Source organism: Ornithinimicrobium faecis, assembly GCF_023923225.1.
Lineage (GTDB): Bacteria > Actinomycetota > Actinomycetes > Actinomycetales > Dermatophilaceae > Ornithinicoccus > Ornithinicoccus faecis.
Map to the genome: position 1 here is coordinate 4,417,411 of NZ_CP099489.1, position 17,296 is coordinate 4,434,706.

Genomic DNA, 17,296 nt, shown 5'->3' on the forward strand with positions numbered 1-17,296 from the left:
CAACCAAGGTCGTCCACCTACGCTGTGACGATGGAAACGGTCAAGGTGCAATACGCCAAGACGCACTTGTCCGCGCTGCTGGCAGCAGTCGAGCGGGGCGAAGAGATCGTCATCGCGCGCGGGGACCGCCCCGTCGCCCGGCTGTCCCCGATCGATGGCCAGGACGACCGCGAGCTGGGCTTCGTCGCCTACTCAGTGCCTGACGAGTTCTTCGACCCTCTGCCAGAGGAGGAACTCGCTGTGTGGGAGGGCGCGGGATGACCTATCTCCTAGACACCCACGCGGTGCTCTGGGCACTCACCGACCCCGCGCGTCTGGGGCCCGCCGCGCGCCAGACCATCACGGCCCGCTCCACCCGACTGGCCGTCTCAGCAGCAACGGCGTGGGAGATCTCCACCAAGCAGCGCATCGGCAAACTTCCCCAGGCGGACGCCCTCGTCGGCGGATACTCCCGGCATCTCGATCGGTTGGGTGCCATCAGACTGCCCATCGACGAGGAACACGCGCTGCTCGCGGGACGGCTGGATTGGTCTCATCGCGATCCGTTTGATCGTGTGTTTGCCGCCCAAGCCATGCTGGAGTCCCTCACGCTCGTGACGAACGACTCGGCCTTCGCGGAGCTCAACGGGGTCGCCACGCTCTGGTAGCGCGTCCCGCGGTGTACGAAACCTCTATCAAAAGGCGGGGCGGGTGTGCGAAACCTTTATCTTTTTGCGGGGATGGCGCCCCAGCCGTCGGGGACAGATGAGCCCGCGGCATACTCCTGCATCGGCACCTCGTCGGCTCGCCAGGCTCCAAGCACCGGCTCCACGATGCGCCAGCAGTCCTCGGCGACGTCGCCGCGGATCGACAGCAACGGGTCACCGTCCAGGATCCGCCCGAGCACCTCGCCGTAGGGCAGCATGCGCGAGTCAGCGAGCGTGGCGACCAGCTCCTTCTGCTCCAGGTCGAACGGGTCACCCTCTGCGTTGATCGACAGCGACACCACCATCGCTGCCGGCTTGAGGTCGAGCACCAGGCTGTCCGGGACGTCCTTGCCGTGCAGGCCGCTCGGCACCCGGTCGGGCTCCTTGAAGATCACCTCGATCTTCTTCGACTTCTCGCCGAGCGCCTTGCCGCTGCGCAGCACGAAGGGCGTGCCCCGCCAGCGGTCGGTGTCGATCTCGACCACCATCTCGGCGAGCGTCTCGGTGTCCAGCGCGGGGTCCACGCCCTCCTCGGAGGTGTAGTCCGGGACGGCGCGTGCCCCGATGGTCCCTGCGGTGTAGCGGGCTCGGCGGGAGGCGCTGCGCGGGTCGCCGCCCCAGACTGCGGTGGCGCGCAGCACGTCGGCCTTGACCGAGCGGACCTCGTCCTCGGTGATGGATCCCGGCGCCTCCATCGCGAAGAAGGCCAGCACCTGCAGCAGGTGCGACTGGATCATGTCGACCAGGGCGCCGGCCTTGTCGTAGTAGCCGGCCCGTCCCTCCAGAGCCAGGTCCTCGTCATAGCTGATGACGACCTTCTCGATGTGCTCAGAGGTCCAGACCGGCTGCAGGAGCCGGTTGGCGAAGCGGACACCGAGCAGGTTGAGCACCGTGCTCAGACCGAGGAAGTGGTCGATCCGGTGGACCCGGTTCTCATCCACCACCTTCAGGACCTGCACGTTGAGCGCCTGAGCGGACGGCAGGTCGGTGCCGAACGGCTTCTCCAGCGCCAGCCGGGTCTGCTCGGAGACTCCCCGGGTCTCCAGGAGCTCGCAGACCTGCACGCTGACGGCCGGCGGCAGGGCAAAGTAGAGGACGACCGGGTCCCCGACCTGGGTCAGCAGAGCGTCCAGCTCCTCGGGGACCATCAGGTCGGCCTTGATGTATTCGGTGCCCGCGACGATCGCCTCGACCGCCTCGTCCGGTGCACCCGTTGAGGTCAGCGCGGTGCGCACGGTGTCGGCCCACTCCTGCTGGCTCATGTCTGCACGGTCCGCGCCGACGACGTGGACGGACCGGTCGGTCTCGACGGCCAGCAGCGACCCGAGCCCGGGCAGCAGCAGCCGCTGGGTGAGGTCACCGGAGGCGCCGAGGATCAGCAGGGTCGTGGTGGCGTCGCTCGCTGGGCTCATGGCGTCAGTGTTTCAGGCGTCCGCGGGATCGGCAGGTCGGGGACAGCTCCGACGGTCGGGACGGCTCCGGCGGTCGGCTCAGGGCCCGCGGTCGGCTCAGGGCCGGCGATCGGCCCGCTCCGGGAGGACCGTGTGCCGAAACACCAGCACGAGGGCACGCGCGGCCAGGACGAAGGCAAAGAGGAAGAGCGTGGCACCGAGCAGGGGATGCAGCGGGATGTTCTCCGCGAGCACCGGCCCGCCGTCGGAGACCACCAGCATGATCCCGGCGATCGCGCAGGCCGCCGCCAGCACGGTCATCGTGAGCTGTTGCACCAGCCCCGTGATGAAGGACCGGTCCCGGGCATCGGCGAGCAGACGCACGTTGACCGAGAGCTCCCCGCGCTGCAGGGACTCGGCGAGCGCATCGACGCGGCGCGGCAACCGCGCGAGCAGCGGCAGCATCCGGGCGAGCTGCTCCTCGGCGCTGTCGCGCAGCCCAGCGGGGGTGAGCCGCTCCTGGGCCAGCTCGCGGCCCGCCTCCCGACTGGCCTCGACCAGGTCGAGCTGCGGGTCGATCTGGCGCAGCGTGCCCTCCAGCGCACCCAGCGAGCGGAAGACCGCCGCGATCTGCGGCGGCACGGAGAGTCCGTGGCGCACCACGAGGGAGAGCAGCTCGGAGAAGAGCCCTCCCGTCCCGGCGCTGCCGATCGACGCGGTCCGGGTGATCACCGCCCCCAGCTCCCGCTCCAGGCGCTGGTCGTCCAGCGCCGGGCCCCTGTCCAGCACCTCCAGCAGCGCGTCCGTGGCCGCGATCGAGTCGCCCCGGTCCACGGCGAGCAGCAGCCGGCCGATGCCAGCACGGGCGGCCGCGTCGAGGCGCCCCACGGACCCGAGGTCGAGCAGGGCCAGACCCCCGTCCCGCTCCAGGAAGACGTTGCCCGCGTGCAGGTCGGCGTGGAAGACCCCCGTCCCGATGACCTGTCGCAGAACCGACCCCAGCAGTGCGCCGGCCGTGGCTGCACGCTGGGCACTCGGCATACGGTCGAGTTGTTCGCGAGCGCGCGAGACCGGCTCTCCCTGCACCTCCTCCATCACCAGCAGGCGGGGGCCGGACAGCTCCTCGTATGCCGTGGGGACCCGGACCGTGACCCCGTCCCGGTGGTCGTCGGTGGCGCGGGCGACGGCGGCCATGTTGGCCAGCTCGGTGCGATAGTCGAGCTCCTCGGTGAGGCTGGCCGCGAACCCCTCCGCGAGGGTGCGGACGTCGAGGGAGTGACCCCAGGCGGTGACCCGGTCCAGCCAGGCGGCCAGGCGCAGGACGATGTCGAGGTCGTCGCGGACCTGGGCCCGGGCCGTGCTGCGCTGCACCTTGATCACGACCGGCGACCCGTCGAGCAGCCGCGCCCGGTGCACCTGCCCGACCGAGGCCGCAGCGAGCGGGGTGTGGTCGACCTCCGCGAAGACCTCCTCCGGCGCGTGTCCCAGCTCGGTGGTCAGCGTCGAGCGGACGGTCTCCCACGGCTCGGCCGGCACGTCGGACTGCAGTTGGCTCAGCTCACGGGCAAAGGCGTCCCCGACCAGGTCCGGGCGGGTCGCGATCATCTGTCCGAGCTTGACGTAGGTGACGCCGGCCTCGGTCAGCGCCTCGCGCAGGGAGCGGGCGACCTGCGGGGCATCGTCGCCGAGGTCGGACCTTGCTCTGCTGGAGAGGAATCCGCCCAGTCCGTGTCGGACGGCGAGCGTCACGATCCGGGCATAGCGTCTGCTGCGGCGGCGCCGCGCCGGGAGGTCACGGAGGAAACGGGCCAGGCTGGGCACGGTGCCGGTCGGCAGCAGCGCCTCCAGGATCACCAGGATCCCGAGGCCGAGAGCGATGCCCCAGGCGACCATCAGAGTCACCACCACTGCGGCCAGCAAGTCCCGGCCAGGCGTGATCACCCCCTCCGCGGTGAACACCCCCAGGTCCTCGCCGATACGTCTCGACAGGGCGCCCCCGCCATAGACCACGATCAGACTCACCAGGATGGTGCGGATCCAGCCCACCGGCACGCCCAGCAACCGCCGGGTGATCAGCCCGAGCAGCAGGATCATGAACCCGATGAGCACGAGCGTCAGCAGCTGCATGCCGTCCATCCTTGCAGGGCGTCTTGTTTCTACGCTCGGGGAATCCGCTCCCCGCGGCCGACCAGCGCGAGCAGTTCCACGTCCGCGGTCGCGTCGGCACCGGTGGGCAGGGCCGGGCCGAAGCGGTGGGGGCGGTCCGCGTCGGAGATCAGCAGGGGCGCATAGCTCAGCAGGTCCTCGGCCAGCGCCGCCGGCACCGGGTGGTTGCTCCCACAGGCCTGGCCGACGTCCCACCCGTGCAGCGTGATCTCCAGCGCTCCGGCCGAGGCCAGCAGCCCCGCCTGCAGCTCCGAGCCGCCCACCCGGAACATCTCGGGTGCCTCCCGTCCGGTCCAGGAGTCGAGCAGCGCGCACGCCCGGGCGCTCAGCAGTTGCACCTGCTCGTGCACCGCCAACCCGCCCCGGGAGCAGCCCGGAGGGTCGAACAGGGCGATGCCACCGACCTGGGCCGCCTGGTCCAGGGTCAGCAGGGACGCGTTCATGTGGGTCAGCAGGTCCTCGAGCGTCCAACCCGCACACGTCGTCGGCGCATCGCCGGGCACGTCGAGGGCAGCAACCAGCGCAACGCGGGTGTAGCCGATGGCCCTCTCCAGCAGCGCCAGCTCGGGCAGCGTCCCGGCTGGTGCGGTGCTCACGGCGCCGGGTTCTGCGGTGCCGGGACGTGGACCACCGGGCCGGTCGACCCGGCCGGCAATCGTTCGGGGAGGCCGCACAGGGTGAACAGCGTGGGGTCAAAGAAGGCACCGACGTGTGAGACCTGTTGCTCGGCGAGAGTGAGCACCTGCAGGTGGAAGGGCACGAACGTGCCGTCGGGCTCCTTCATATAGAGCCCGAACGCAGGTTGTCCGTTCGCGGACGTCGGCATCATGATCATCTCGTGCGCCTGACCGGGGCACTTGGTGCCGATCAGGCGGGCGATCGACGCGGGGCCGGTGTACCACTCGGGGAAGGGCGGCATCTCCCAGATCGCGCGGTCGGTGAACATCCCCACGAGCGCGTCGACGTCCTTCTCCCAGAACGCCTGGACATAGCGCTCCAGCAGTGCCTCCTGCTCGGGGTCCAGGGCCTCGGGCGCCGTGTCGCGCTCCAGTTGCGCCGCCTTGACCGATGCGCGGGCACGCTGCAGTGCGCTGTTGACCGCCGCGGTCGAGGTGCCAACCGCTTCGGCCACCTCCGCAGCCCTCCACTGCAGGACATCGCGCAGGACGAGGGCGGCACGCTGCCGCGGGGGCAGGTGCTGCAGCGCGGCGATGAAGGCCAGGTGGACGCTCTCGTGTCGCTCGGCGGCGTCCTCGGGGGCACTGCCGCCCATCGAGTCGGGCAGCGGAGAGAGCCAGGGCACCTCGGTGGGCTCGGAGAGCGGGGTGTCCGGGTCCGAGCTGGGCTGCCCCAGTCCGGTCGGCAGGGGCCGGCGAGCGCGTCCCTCGAGGGCGGTCAGGCACACATTGGTCGCGATGCGATAGAGCCAGGTGCGCATCGACGAGCGGTCCTCGAACTTGCCATAGGCCCGCCACGCGCGCAGGTAGGTCTCCTGCACCAGGTCCTCGGCGTCGTGCGCCGACCCGGACATGCGATAACAGTGCGCGAGCAACTCCCGCCGGAACCGATCCGCGCGCTCCATGAACTCGTCGTTCCCGCCGGTGCCCGGGTGCGCCTCTGCGTGCGTCTCTGGGGCGCTGGTCTCAGCCGGGTGGTGCTCTGTGGTCCGCGTGGTGCTCATCGGCTCCCCTTCGGTCGTCCTCATCCAGTATGCCGTGGGGTCACCCTCCCCGGCCATGCACAGGTTGACCGGGAGTCCCCGCAGAACTCATCGCTCCCCCACCCCAACCCCACCCTCGACCGAGCGCATGGGCGCCTGAGATCTACCGTCACCGAGCGCGTGGGCGCCTGAGATCTACCGTCACCGAGCGCATGGGCACCTGAGAAATCAAGCCACCGAGCGCACGACCGGCGGCTGTATGCCGAGGCGCACCTCGGCATACCCGGCCCCCATGCGCTCGGTCGGCCAAACGACCAGGCCCCCATGCGCTCGGTTGGCCAAACGACCAGGCCCTCATGCGCTCGGTCGCCTGAATCTCCCGGCCCTCACGCGCTCGGTCGTTGCTTGTGGTCAACGGGTCAGGGAGGTGGGCTCGGGCCAGTCGGCGACCCACTCCACGGGGCCGGGGGCACCGTCGGCGCCCACCGGGAAGCACTGCAACTGGTCCGCGCGCTCCGCCGCCACGACGAGCGCGCGGTTGCCGGGCAGCCATCCGACGAATCTCGGCCAGGCCGCCGTGGCATGGCGGCCCACCTCGCGCAGCAGGCCCGCCCGGTCCACCGCGAAGTGCACCAACTGGTCTGCCCCGCGCACCGTGACATAGAGATGGTCACCACCCGGACCCAGCACGATCCCCGCGGTCAACGATTCCCCGCCGGATGCTGCAGTGCCCGGGGCCACCAGCGGCAGGGTCTGCTCGATCGCCCAGCCACCGGAGCGCGCGGTCGAGGCTCGCTCAAGGTCGCGGCTGAGCAGGTGCACCGTGTTGTCCAGCTCGCCAACGACCCACAACCGGTCCTTCTCGCGTGAGACAACGAGATGTCTCGGCCCGGTCCCGGCCGGCAACGCCACGGTCCAGCGGTGCGTCAACCGCGGCACGCCAGCACCAGCACCGGCTCCTGCATCAGCACCACGCAACGTCAGCCCGACCAGATTGTCCGACCCGAGGTCGCAGACCACCAGCTCGGTGTCGGAGAGCCAGGTGGCCTGGTGCGCGTGCGGGCCACGCTGGCGCGGGTGCGGCCCGTGCCCGGTCAGGTGAACCGTGTCAACCAGCGTCAGCGAGCCCCCGTCGACAGACAGCAACCCGACCGTGCCGCTGCTGTAGTTGGAGACGGCCAGCAGGTCACCGCCCGGGGACAGCGCCAGGTGGCACGGGTCCGCGCCTCCACTGCGCACCCGCGAGACCGCGCCCTCGCCCCGGTGCGGGAGCGCCACGACCTTGCCCTCCGTGATCTCCGAGGCCGCATAGGCCCAGCGTCGGTCACGGGACACCACGGCATACGAAGGGCGCTCCACCACCCCCGCGGGCACGGCGGCCGTCAGGCCGGTCAGGCGACCGGCGAACTCTCCGACGCCCAGCCCGGCATAGCCTCCGACAAGCACTCTGGTCATGGCGACACCCTTGCAGAACAGGCCGACAATGCGCGGATTTCACCCGAAAGTCACGATTCGGTCACGTTGCCCGCCGGTTCGGCGCACTGACCAGCGGAATCACACGGATTCTGTGAGCAACCTCACGGCGATCCGGTGCAACACTCCCTGCAGGGCGGGGTCTGTCGTGTCGCGCCGATGGTTGCGTCCCGGGCGACTCCTTCGGTTCACTGGGAAGACCCCCGCAGTGGGATTGCCCCACCCTGCAGTTGGGTTTGCCCCCGCCCCACAACAGCTTGGACCCCTATGCGTCAGCCCCGCTCTGCCCAGCCCCGTCATGCCCACATCGATCGGAAGGCCGGCCCTCGGGCCGTCAGCGCCTCAGCGCTTGCCCTCGCTCTGGCCCTGCCCCTGGTCGGTGCCGCACCCAGCATGGCCGCCCCCGCCGTGACTGCTCCGGCCTCGCCGATCACCGTGCCGGCGGACCCGGCGGACACCGTGCAGTCGGTCTCGCAGGTCACCCGGACCGCGGTCAACGTCCGCTCCGGCGCCAGCACCAACCACTCCATCGTCGGCAGCTTCGCCGAGGGCACCGAACTCTCCGGCAGCTGGACCGACAACGGCTGGCTCAACCTTGGCGATGGCACCTATGTCTCCGGCTCCGTCCTGATCGACGCCGGATCCGGCGAGACGGCGACGATGTACACCCGCACCGCGGTCAACGTCCGCTCCGGCGCCAGCACCAACCACTCCATCGTCGGCAGCTATAGCCAGGGCACCGAGGTGTCGGGAAGCTGGACCAGCAACGGCTGGCTCAACCTCGGCAGCGGCCGCTACATCGCTGGCTCCGTCCTGGTGGAAGGCGGCGGCGGGGGTGGCGGCGGCGAGGAAGTCACTCGTTATGCCCGCACCAACGTCAACGTCCGCTCCGGCCCCGGCACCGACCACTCCATCGTCGGCAGCCACGGCCAGGGCACCGAGCTCTCCGGCACCATGACGAGCAACGGCTGGCTGCAGACCGGCTCGTCCAGCTTCGTCTCCAGCAGCGTCCTGACCGAGAACGGCGGCGGCGGTGGCGGTGGCGGCGAGGTCAGCGGCTCCGATGTGCTGGAGGAGGGCCGCAAGTACTTCGGCATCATGTATCGCGGAGGCGGCGCCAGCCCCAGCACCGGCTTCGACTGCTCGGGCTACACGCAGTATGTCTTCGGTCAGCTCGGCATCGATCTGCCCCGCACGACCGGCGGCCAGCGCTCCGTGGCCACCTCGGTGAGCAACCCGCAGCCCGGCGACCTGGTCTTCTGGGGCTCCCCGGCCTACCACGTGGCGATCTACGCCGGTGACGGGTACATCTATGACTCCGGCAAGCCCGGTCTGCCCGTGCAGAAGCGCCCGATGTTCTCGGGAGTCTCCGGCTTCGGCCGCGTGCTCTGAGCCGCACCTGACATCACCGACGGCACCGGTCGGGGCACACCGCCCCGGCCGGTGCTGTTGCGTTGTGGCGGGGTGGGACAGGATGGGCGCATGCGCACCCGAGAGATCGCCGAGCAACTCCGCCCCGAGCTGGTGGCCCTGCGGCGAGAGCTGCACCAGATCCCCGAGATCGGCCTGCACCTGCCGCTGACCCAGCGCAGGGTGCTCGACGAACTGGCCGACCTCGACCTGGAGATCACCACGGGCACCGACCTGTCGTCGGTCGTGGCGGTCGTGCGCGGCCGCGGACCGGCACCACAGGGCCGGGAGGACAACCGCCCGGTCGTGCTCCTGCGCGGTGACATGGACGCCCTCCCGGTGACCGAGGAGTTGGAGCACCTGCCCTATCGCTCCACGCACGAGGGGCAGATGCACGCCTGCGGTCACGATCTGCATACGGCTGCCCTGATCGGTGCCGCCCGCATCCTGGACCAGATGCGCGATGACCTCGCCGGAGATGTGGTGCTGATGTTCCAGCCGGCTGAGGAGGGCCCCGGCGGGGCCGAGCCGATGCTGGCCGAGGGTTTGCTTGACGCCGCGGGCCGGCCCGTCGAGGCGGCCTACGCGATGCACGTCTCGTCCTCGGAGTTCCCGCTGCGCCAGTGGTATTCGTGCCCCGGCCCGATCATGGCGGCGGCCGACACGGTCCACATCGAGGTGACCGGCATGGGCGGGCACGGATCGCAGCCGCAGTTCTCGCTCGACCCCGTGCCGGTGCTGTGCGAGATCGTGCTGGCGATGCACACGATGGTGACCCGCAGTTTCGACCCGTTCGACACCGTGGTGCTCACCGTCGGCCGGATCGAGGGCGGCACCAAGGACAACATCATCGGCGACACGGCCAACCTGTCGGCGACCTTGCGCACCTTCTCGGCGGAGACCCGCGAGCTGGCGCTGGCCAACATCGAGCGCATCGCCACCCACGTCGCGGCCGCACACGGACAGGCGGCGCGCATGTGGACGACGGAGGCTTATCCCGCCACGATCAACGACCCGGCGGAATATGAGCTGGCCCGCACCGCCGCGCAGGACCTGTTCGGCCCGGAGCAGTATGCCGACCGGCCGGCTCCGGAGATGGGCTCGGAGGACATGTCCTTCGTCCTCAACAAGGTGCCGGGTGCCTACTTCTTCGTCAGCGCGTGCCCGGCCGAGGACTACGTGAACGCTCCGACGAACCACTCACCCCGGGCCGAGTTCGACGACGTCGTCGTGCCCGACGCAGCCGCCTGGTATGCCGAGGTGGCTCTTCGCCGGACCGCCCAGGGGTAACGCACGCGCTGACAGCGACCCGTCGCGCTGGGCGGTCGCAGCGATGACGCCCGTCCGCCCCAAGCCGAGGTAAAGACTCGGTTTCCACCCTTGTGCACGTCAGAACGACGCTGCTATGTTGCGGGCTGCAATCGTTTGCACACAAGGAGAGTCATGTCTGAGCTGCAGATCTGGATGACCATCGGCCTGGTCCTCTTCCTGGCCTTGATGGCCTGGTTGGGGTGGTTGGGCTTCAAGCGCACCAAGACCGTCGCCGACTTCGCGATCGCCGGCGCTGACATGGGGCCGGTCGTCCTCGGACTGGCCTTCGCCGCCACCTTCTTCAGCGCGGCGACCTTCGTTGGCTACACCGGCTGGGCCTACGGCTGGGGCCTGTCCTCGCTGTGGATCGTGCTCACCCTGATCCTGGCCTCGCCGCTCGGGCTCATCGTGGTGGCCAAGCGGGTGCGCGCCACCAACAGCCACCAGAACTCCCTGTCGCTGCCGGACTGGCTCGGCGACCGCTATGGCAGCAACGTGGTGCGCACCTTCGTGGCCCTCGCCACGCTGTTCAACCTGTTCTACATCGGCGCCCAGCTCAGCGCCGGCGCACTGATCTTCGAGCAGCTGCTCGATCTGCCCTATCTGGTCGGACTCGTCCTGATCGCGTCCATCGTCACGCTCTACACCGTCGGCGGTGGGTCCTTCGCGGACATCTACACCGACGCAGCGCAGGCCGTGCTGATGATCATCACCGGGCTGCTCGTGCTGGTCAGTGGCTTCTGGGTCTTCGACAAGGGCTTCAGCGGGATCATGCGCGAGGTCACCACAACCCTGGAGTCTCAGGGTCCGGAGATGGTCGCCATCGTCAACCCCGACTCGGGCATCTTCTATTCGATTCCCGCGATCGTCGGGGCGTTCATCATCCAGTTCGCCTTCTCCTCCCAGCCCCAACTGTTCAACAAGGTGCTGGCGCTGCGCGAGCCCAAGGACATGGCCAAGATGATCGTCACCTACGTGCTCTGCGCGATCGCCTTCCTCTCGGTGGTCTTCGGCGGCTTCTATGCCGTCGTCGTGGCACCCGGCCTCGAGATCGCTGACGAGGCGATCTTTGCCTATGCCCAGGTCGCCTTCCCCGTGGTCCTGGTCGCCCTGCTCGGCGTGACAGTGATGGCCGCGGCCATGTCGACCAGTGACGGCATCTTCGTGGTCATCTCCACCTCGGTGGCCAACGACATCTATCGCAAGTTCCTGGTCGCCAAGGGCTTCCTGGGCAAGGGCCTGACGAGGGAGCAGGTCGACCAGCGCACCCTGTCGATCTCGCGCTGGGTCACGGTGCTGACCGGCGTCGCAGCCGGCGCCCTGGTCATCAACCCACCAGAGTTCATCGGCTCCTTCATCTGGATCGGCATCTCCGGCGTGGCCTCGGCCACCATCGGCCCGATCCTGGTGGCGCTCTGGGCTCCCAAACTGGCCCGGACCAAGGCCGCGATCGCATCCTCGATCGGTGGACTGGTCTCCTACCTGGTGATCCACCTGATCGGCTTCGAGGAGAGCACGATGGCCGCTGGTGCCTGGGCCGTCCTGATCGGGTTGGCGATCATGCTGGTCGCGGGCTACATCTTCCGCAACGACCAGGACAACGCCAGTGCCGACCCCACCCACACACCATCAGCTGGCACAACATCACCAGCGATAACCCCCGGCGCCACACCCGGCCCCACGAACGCCTGAGGAGGACACCATGTGGATCAACCCGATGCTGACCATCTGGCTCTATGGCACGATCTTCTCGCTCGTCCTGATCGTGTTCACGCTGTGGCTCTGGTATTGGCGCAACCCCGGTGACGATCACACCGGGCACGTCGCAGACCAGGGCGCCGAGGCCCAGGCCGCCGACCGAACAGACCTCGGCGCATGAGCCCAACACGCACGACGCTGCCCAGCCAGCCCCTGGCCAGCCGGTCACTGACCGAGGTGCGGGCACGGGCTGAGGAGCTCGGTCTGACCCTCCACTCGAGCGAGGAGGAGCTCACCCAGCGGCTCGCGGTCGACGAGGCAACGCTGGAGACCCTGCGCAGCTTCGACTCCGCAGCACCCGCTGACGCTGACGCTGACGCTGGCTCTGACGACGCTGGCTCTGCCGATGCTGGCACCACCGCACCCCGGTGGCACGGGCGACGACCAACTCCGCAGCCGCCCGAGCTGGAGACCGGCCGACGTCACGGACCGAGCTGGATCACCGTCTCCAACAACCCGCGCACGGTGCCCGGCGACGGCCCGCTGGTGGGCTGGGAGGTGGGCATCAAGGACCTGATGGCGGTCGAGGCTGCTCCGCTGACCGCGGGCACCCACGCACACCGGACCGGCCTGCCGCGCCGGGACGCGGTGGCTGTTCACGCCCTGCGCGCCGCGGGAGCCACCATCCGCGGCACCACCAACCTGCATGCCCTGGCCTACGGCGCCACCGGCATCAGCAGCGACTGGGGCAGACCCACCAATCCCGCTGTGCCCGGGGCGATCCCGGGCGGCTCGAGCAGCGGCTCAGCGGCTGCCGTCGCCGAGGGCACGGCAGCCCTGACCCTGGGGACCGACACCTCGGGGTCCATCCGGATCCCCGCCGCCCTCTGCGGGGTCGTCGGCCTCAAACCCACCCGCGGCCTGGTCAGCCTCGAGGGCTGCCACCCGCTGGCTCCGACCCTCGATCACATCGGCCCCCTGGCCCGCACCGTCGACGCCGTGGCGCTCGCCATGAGCGTCCTGGCCGGCTGGGGTGACTGGCACCTGCCCGAGGAACCGGAGGGCCCGGTCCGCATCGGCGTGCTCGGCGGCTATTTCGCCCAGGGGCTGGGCCAACCCGTCCGTGCGGCCGTCGACCGGGCCTGCGAACGCCTGGCCGGCGCCGGTGTTGAGCTGGTCCCGGTCGAGATGCCGCTCGCGGAGCACATCCCCGGTGCCCAGATCGCCCTGCTCGGCACGGAGGCGGTGCAGAGCAATCTGGTCACCCTGCGCGAGCGAGGCGCCGACCTGCCCGACGACGTGCGGCTGCGGCTGGAGGCCGGGCTGGCCAGGACGGACGAGCAGTATGCCGCCTCCGTCACCCTGGCAGAACGGTTCCGCGACCAGGTCAGCGCCGCCCTCGGGCAGTGCCACGCCCTGCTGTCCCCCACGACGGCCATCACCGCGACACCACCTGAGGTCACCCACGTCGAGGTCGACGGCGGGCAGGCCACGGTGCAGTTCTCCCTGACCCGCCTGACGATGCCGTTCAACTTCTCCGGCCACCCCGCCATCACGCTCCCCCTGCGGGAGGGGACCACCGACCCGGTGGGGCTCCAACTGGTCGGTCGCACAGGGGAGGACCAGGACCTGCTGGCGCTCTCGGCATACGTCGAGCAGATCCTGGCCTGATTGGCCCGTCGCCGGCTGCGCCGATGACAGAATGAGCCGATGGTCAGCGAGGACAGGGGTGGACGCCGACGGGTGAAGCTCGCCGACGTCGCGGCCGAGGCGGGCGTCCACACGGCCACCGCCTCACGCGCGCTGAGCCCCCGCGATGACATCGTCGCCGCCGTCAGCCGAGAGAAGCGGGATCGCGTGCTGGCGGCTGCGCAGCGCCTGGGTTATCGACCCAACCGGCAGGGACGGGCGCTGCGCACCGGTCACAGCCAGGTGCTGGGTCTGCTCGTCCCGCGGATCAGCGACACCGTGCTGTCCACCTTCTATGAGGGGATGCTCGCTGAGGCCCAGGGCTCCGGCTATTCGGTCGTGGTGGCCAACACGGCGGACAACCCCGAGCAGCGGGAGGGTTTCATTCGTGAGCTGGTCGAGCACGGCGTCGACGGGATCATCTACACCGACGCGCACCTCGGCGAGCCACCGCCCACCGATCACGGGGTGCCGGTGCTGCCGGCCTATCGCTTCTCCGAGCCGCCGGGGGGCGTTGTCGTGGACGACGAAGCAGGTGGTGCCCTGGTGGCCCGCCACCTGATCGAGGCCGGGCACGAGCACATCGCTCTGCTCGCCGGTTTCCCCTATGCGAGCTCGACGACCGGCCGCAGTCGAGGTTTCCTGACCGAGCTGGAGCGCCTGGGCCTCGACGTCGAGCGGGTGCCCGTCGAGCACGGCGGGCTGAGCGCCGCGGAGGGCCGGACGATCGCGGAGCGGCTGCTGGCTGCACCGGAGCCGCTGACCGCGGTCTTCGCCGTCGATGACCACCTGGCACTCGGGGTGCTCTCGGCGGTGCATCGGGCGGGTCTGACCCCGGGTCGCGACATCGCGGTGGTCGGCTACAACGACCTACCGGTGGCCCGCGAGCTGCCCGTGCCGATGAGCTCGGTGGCGGTGCCCCTGGACATCCTGGGTGCCCGCGCCGCCCGATCCCTGCTGGGGGCGCTGCGCGGCGACGCACCCGTCTCCGAACTGGTGGCACCCGAGCTGCGGGTCCGGGAGTCCTCGACGCGAGATCCCGCTGACGGCAGCAGTGCAGGTCACACGGCCGTTCCCGGCGCCGAGGATTCTGTCCGCCCCGCTCGCGGGACGTAACCTGGGTCGGTGCCCATCCCCGCGGTCCTGACCGCCTGGCTCGTCCTCGCGGCGGTCCTGGCGACCAGCGGCGTCGGCAAGGTGCGCCATCCCGAGGGGGCAGCGGAGGCTGCCGCCTCGCTGGGCGTCTCGGCGGCTCTGCGCGGGCCCGGCTGGGTGCGCGCCCACCCCTGGCTCGAGCTGGCACTGGCGGTCCTGCTCCTGGTCCTCCCCCACCCCTTCTCGGTGGTCACCGCCGCCGCCACCCTCGTCCTGTTCCTGGCCTATCTGGCCCTCGTATGCCGCGCGGTCGCCTCCGGCGCCGACATCACCTGTCACTGCTTCGGCTCGGTCGGGACCGGTGTGGTGGACGGCTGGACCGTGGCCCGCAATGCGGTGCTGGTTGCCCTCGGCGGGGTCGTCTTGGTTGATGCGGCCCTGGGTGAGTCCGCGCTCGCCCGGTTCGGCGCACTGAGCGGCAGCAGTGCCCGCGGCGGCAGAATCGATGCCAGCAGTGTCGATGCCGGCAGTGTCGGGGGTGACAACGCCTGGTGGTGGATCGTCGCGCTGGTCGTGACGGCGGTCGTGACCTATCTGGTGGTGCGTCCGGGCGACAGGGCCGACAGGGCGCGGGGCTCCTCACTGGAGCGCGCACCCGCAGCGGCCCCCGCGCTGCGGATGGCGATCCCGGACGTCCCCGTGTCGGTCGCGAAAAGCGCTGTGCCAGAGAGTGTTGCAGTGGATAGTGCTGCGGTGGATAGTGCTGCGACAGAAGCGGTGTCGGTGTCACTGCGCGACCTGGTCGCTGAGCGGCGGGCGTTGCTGCTCCTGCTCAGCCCTGGTTGCGGCCCCTGTCGGACGATCAGCGCTCACCTGAAGGACTGGTCACACGAGATGCCCGACACGGGACTCGTTGTGGCACATGCGATCAGCTTCGCGGCGATGCGGGAGTCGCAGCCCGCGTGGGAGCCGTTCTTCGCGCAGGACACCGAGGGTGCAGTGGCCCGGGCTTTCGACGACCCCGCTCGGCCGTGGGCCGTGCTGCTGGGCGCCGATGGTCGCGTGGAATCCGCACCGGCACAGGGTTACACCGCGATCGTGAGTCTGGTCGACGACCTGCGCTCTGACCCAGACCAGGCCAACGCAGACCAATCCTCTAGTGGCCGGGCCTCCACTGATCAGATGGGGGCGCGCTGACATGGGCTGGTTGCTCGACGGTCCCTTCTGGATCGCCCTCAGTGGGCTCTTCCTGATCGCTATGGCGCGCGGTCAGGGCACCTACTGGTTGGCCCGGGTGGTGACCGAGCAAGCCCTCAAGCGCACCCACCCGGTCGAGGGCTGGCGGGCCAGCGTGCACGACTGGCTGCAGGGCGAGGGGCCACAGCGTGGCCGCGACGCGATCCACCGCTGGGGTCTGGTGATGATCCCGCTGTGCTATCTGACCGTGGGGTTCCAGACCCTCGTCCTCGCCGCGGCCGGGATGCTGCGGATCCGGTGGGTGGTCTTCACGCTCGTGCAGATCCCGGGGGCCCTGGCCTGGGGCCTGATCTATGCCACGATCGGCTTCGCCGTGTGGGAGGCCGCGCTGGCCGCTGTCGCAGGGTCCCCGCTCGCGCTGGTCGGCCTCGCCGCGATCCTGCTGGTCGTCGGGACCACGATCGTGCTGTCGCACCGCAGGAAGCGCGACCGGGCCCTGCCGTAGCCACGCCCCCAACCTTCAGGCACCACTGACTTCAGGCACCACTGACTTCAGGCACCACTGAGCCACTGGTGCACCAAACCGGTCACCGCCTCCGGCTGGTCGAGCTGGAGCAGATGACCGGCCTCCGGGACGAGGCGCAGGTCCGCACCGGGGATCAGCGCCTGCAACCGGTGCGCGCGGTCGACCGGGATCCAGACGTCCTCGGTCCCCCAGGCAATCAGCACTGGCAGGTCGAGCCTCGGATAGAGCGTCTCGATCTCGTCGGTGTGCGTTTGATCTGCCTGGGCGATCTGCCGATAGAACGCCGCCTGCCCCACCTCGTCGGCCCAGGGCTCGGTCAGCCAGGACTCCTGCTCGTCGGTGAGGCCCCGGTGGGTGGCCCCAGCGAGGTAGGCGCGCAGCGCCCCGAGGTGGATCTGCTGCGGCAGCGCGCCGAAGACGTCGGCGTGCTCGCGGACCAGCGTGAAGAACGGCGACCCCCACGGCGCGAGCGCCACGACGTCAGCCAGCAGCAGGGAGCGGAACGGTGCGTCGTGCAGCAGGTGTGCCCGCAGCGCCACGGCACCCCCGATGTCGTGGGTCACGACGTGGGGCGCGTCGAGGTCCCAGTGCTCCATCAGGTCCGCGAACAGTTCACCCTGCACGTCCAGGGAGACCCGGTGGTCCGGGTGCTTGGAGGACTGCCCATAGCCCGGCATGTCCCACAGATAGACCGTGAACTCCGGGACGAGGGACGCGGCGACGGCCTGCCAGACCCGCGACGACCACGGCGTGCCGTGACAGAAGACGACGGGCAGTCCCGAGCCAGACCGCCCCCAGCGGACCACCTTGCCGTGCCAGTGGAACTCCTCGACGAGCATCAACCGATCGTAGGGGCAGGGTCCTGGGGAAGGCGACAAAAGAGGCCACCCCAGCCAGGTATCAGGGTGGCGCGTGTCCACCGAGCCAGGCACACGGCATACCGGATCCTGTGCCGGACAATCTGGTCGTGGCTGTCGGAGGGTGGTGGCAAGAT

Annotated in this window: 16 protein-coding genes; 10 read left to right on the plus strand and 6 right to left on the minus strand. The window is 70.1% G+C overall.

Annotation, left to right across the window (positions count from 1 at the left end):
* Positions 1–30: 30 nt before the first annotated feature.
* The gene (locus NF556_RS20310; protein ID WP_252593018.1) at positions 31–261 is read left to right on the plus strand and encodes a type II toxin-antitoxin system Phd/YefM family antitoxin; all 231 of its coding nucleotides are present in this window, start codon (positions 31–33) and stop codon (positions 259–261) included.
* Positions 258–647: a type II toxin-antitoxin system VapC family toxin gene (locus NF556_RS20315; protein ID WP_252593020.1), complete on the plus strand. Its 390-nt coding sequence runs from the start codon at positions 258–260 to the stop codon at positions 645–647. Before NF556_RS20310 ends, NF556_RS20315 begins: the two co-directional genes overlap by 4 nt.
* 56 nt (positions 648–703) lie before the next feature.
* Here NF556_RS20315 and NF556_RS20320 read toward each other — a convergent pair whose 3' ends face one another.
* From NF556_RS20320 to NF556_RS20340, 5 genes are all read right to left on the minus strand, one after another.
* Complete coding sequence (locus NF556_RS20320; RefSeq protein ID WP_252593021.1) at positions 704–2,098, minus strand: glucose-6-phosphate dehydrogenase; 1,395 nt, start codon at positions 2,096–2,098, stop codon at positions 704–706.
* A 96-nt stretch (positions 2,099–2,194) separates the two neighbouring features.
* A complete protein-coding gene (locus NF556_RS20325; RefSeq protein ID WP_252593023.1) occupies positions 2,195–4,204 on the minus strand; it encodes an ABC1 kinase family protein in 2,010 nt (669 codons plus the stop codon).
* Between the two features lie 29 nt (positions 4,205–4,233).
* Positions 4,234–4,839 (minus strand): maleylpyruvate isomerase family mycothiol-dependent enzyme, encoded by a 606-nt coding sequence (locus NF556_RS20330; RefSeq protein WP_252593025.1) that lies wholly within the window; start codon positions 4,837–4,839, stop codon positions 4,234–4,236.
* On the minus strand, positions 4,836–5,924 hold the full coding sequence (locus NF556_RS20335; RefSeq protein WP_252593027.1) for a sigma-70 family RNA polymerase sigma factor: 1,089 nt from the start codon (positions 5,922–5,924) through the stop codon (positions 4,836–4,838). Before NF556_RS20335 ends, NF556_RS20330 begins: the two co-directional genes overlap by 4 nt.
* Positions 5,925–6,314: 390 nt before the next feature.
* A complete protein-coding gene (locus NF556_RS20340; RefSeq protein ID WP_252593029.1) occupies positions 6,315–7,358 on the minus strand; it encodes a lactonase family protein in 1,044 nt (347 codons plus the stop codon).
* Positions 7,359–7,643: 285 nt separating this feature from the next.
* Here NF556_RS20340 and NF556_RS20345 point away from each other — a divergent pair, with 285 nt between their 5' ends.
* The 8 genes from NF556_RS20345 (at position 7,644) to NF556_RS20380 (ending at position 16,281) form a co-directional block, all read left to right on the plus strand.
* The gene (locus NF556_RS20345; protein WP_252593030.1) at positions 7,644–8,768 is read left to right on the plus strand and encodes a C40 family peptidase; all 1,125 of its coding nucleotides are present in this window, start codon (positions 7,644–7,646) and stop codon (positions 8,766–8,768) included.
* Between the two features lie 90 nt (positions 8,769–8,858).
* Positions 8,859–10,076, plus strand: coding sequence for a M20 metallopeptidase family protein (locus NF556_RS20350; RefSeq protein WP_252593032.1), 1,218 nt, complete (start codon positions 8,859–8,861; stop codon positions 10,074–10,076).
* Between the two features lie 153 nt (positions 10,077–10,229).
* On the plus strand, positions 10,230–11,789 hold the full coding sequence (locus tag NF556_RS20355; protein WP_252593033.1) for a sodium:solute symporter family protein: 1,560 nt from the start codon (positions 10,230–10,232) through the stop codon (positions 11,787–11,789).
* Positions 11,790–11,799: 10 nt separating this feature from the next.
* The gene (locus NF556_RS20360) at positions 11,800–11,976 is read left to right on the plus strand and encodes a hypothetical protein (RefSeq protein ID WP_252593035.1); all 177 of its coding nucleotides are present in this window, start codon (positions 11,800–11,802) and stop codon (positions 11,974–11,976) included.
* Entirely contained in the window at positions 11,973–13,466 is a 1,494-nt protein-coding gene (locus tag NF556_RS20365; protein WP_252593037.1) for an amidase, read from the plus strand. Before NF556_RS20360 ends, NF556_RS20365 begins: the two co-directional genes overlap by 4 nt.
* A 39-nt stretch (positions 13,467–13,505) precedes the next feature.
* Positions 13,506–14,600: a LacI family DNA-binding transcriptional regulator gene (locus NF556_RS20370; RefSeq protein ID WP_252593039.1), complete on the plus strand. Its 1,095-nt coding sequence runs from the start codon at positions 13,506–13,508 to the stop codon at positions 14,598–14,600.
* Between the two features lie 9 nt (positions 14,601–14,609).
* Positions 14,610–15,776 (plus strand): MauE/DoxX family redox-associated membrane protein, encoded by a 1,167-nt coding sequence (locus NF556_RS20375; protein WP_252593041.1) that lies wholly within the window; start codon positions 14,610–14,612, stop codon positions 15,774–15,776.
* Position 15,777: 1 nt separating this feature from the next.
* A complete protein-coding gene (locus tag NF556_RS20380; protein WP_252593042.1) occupies positions 15,778–16,281 on the plus strand; it encodes a DedA family protein in 504 nt (167 codons plus the stop codon).
* 47 nt (positions 16,282–16,328) lie between these two features.
* On the opposite strand, the gene NF556_RS20385 is transcribed toward NF556_RS20380, so the two are convergent.
* On the minus strand, positions 16,329–17,141 hold the full coding sequence (locus NF556_RS20385) for an alpha/beta fold hydrolase (protein ID WP_252593044.1): 813 nt from the start codon (positions 17,139–17,141) through the stop codon (positions 16,329–16,331).
* Between the last annotated feature and the right edge of the window lie 155 nt (positions 17,142–17,296).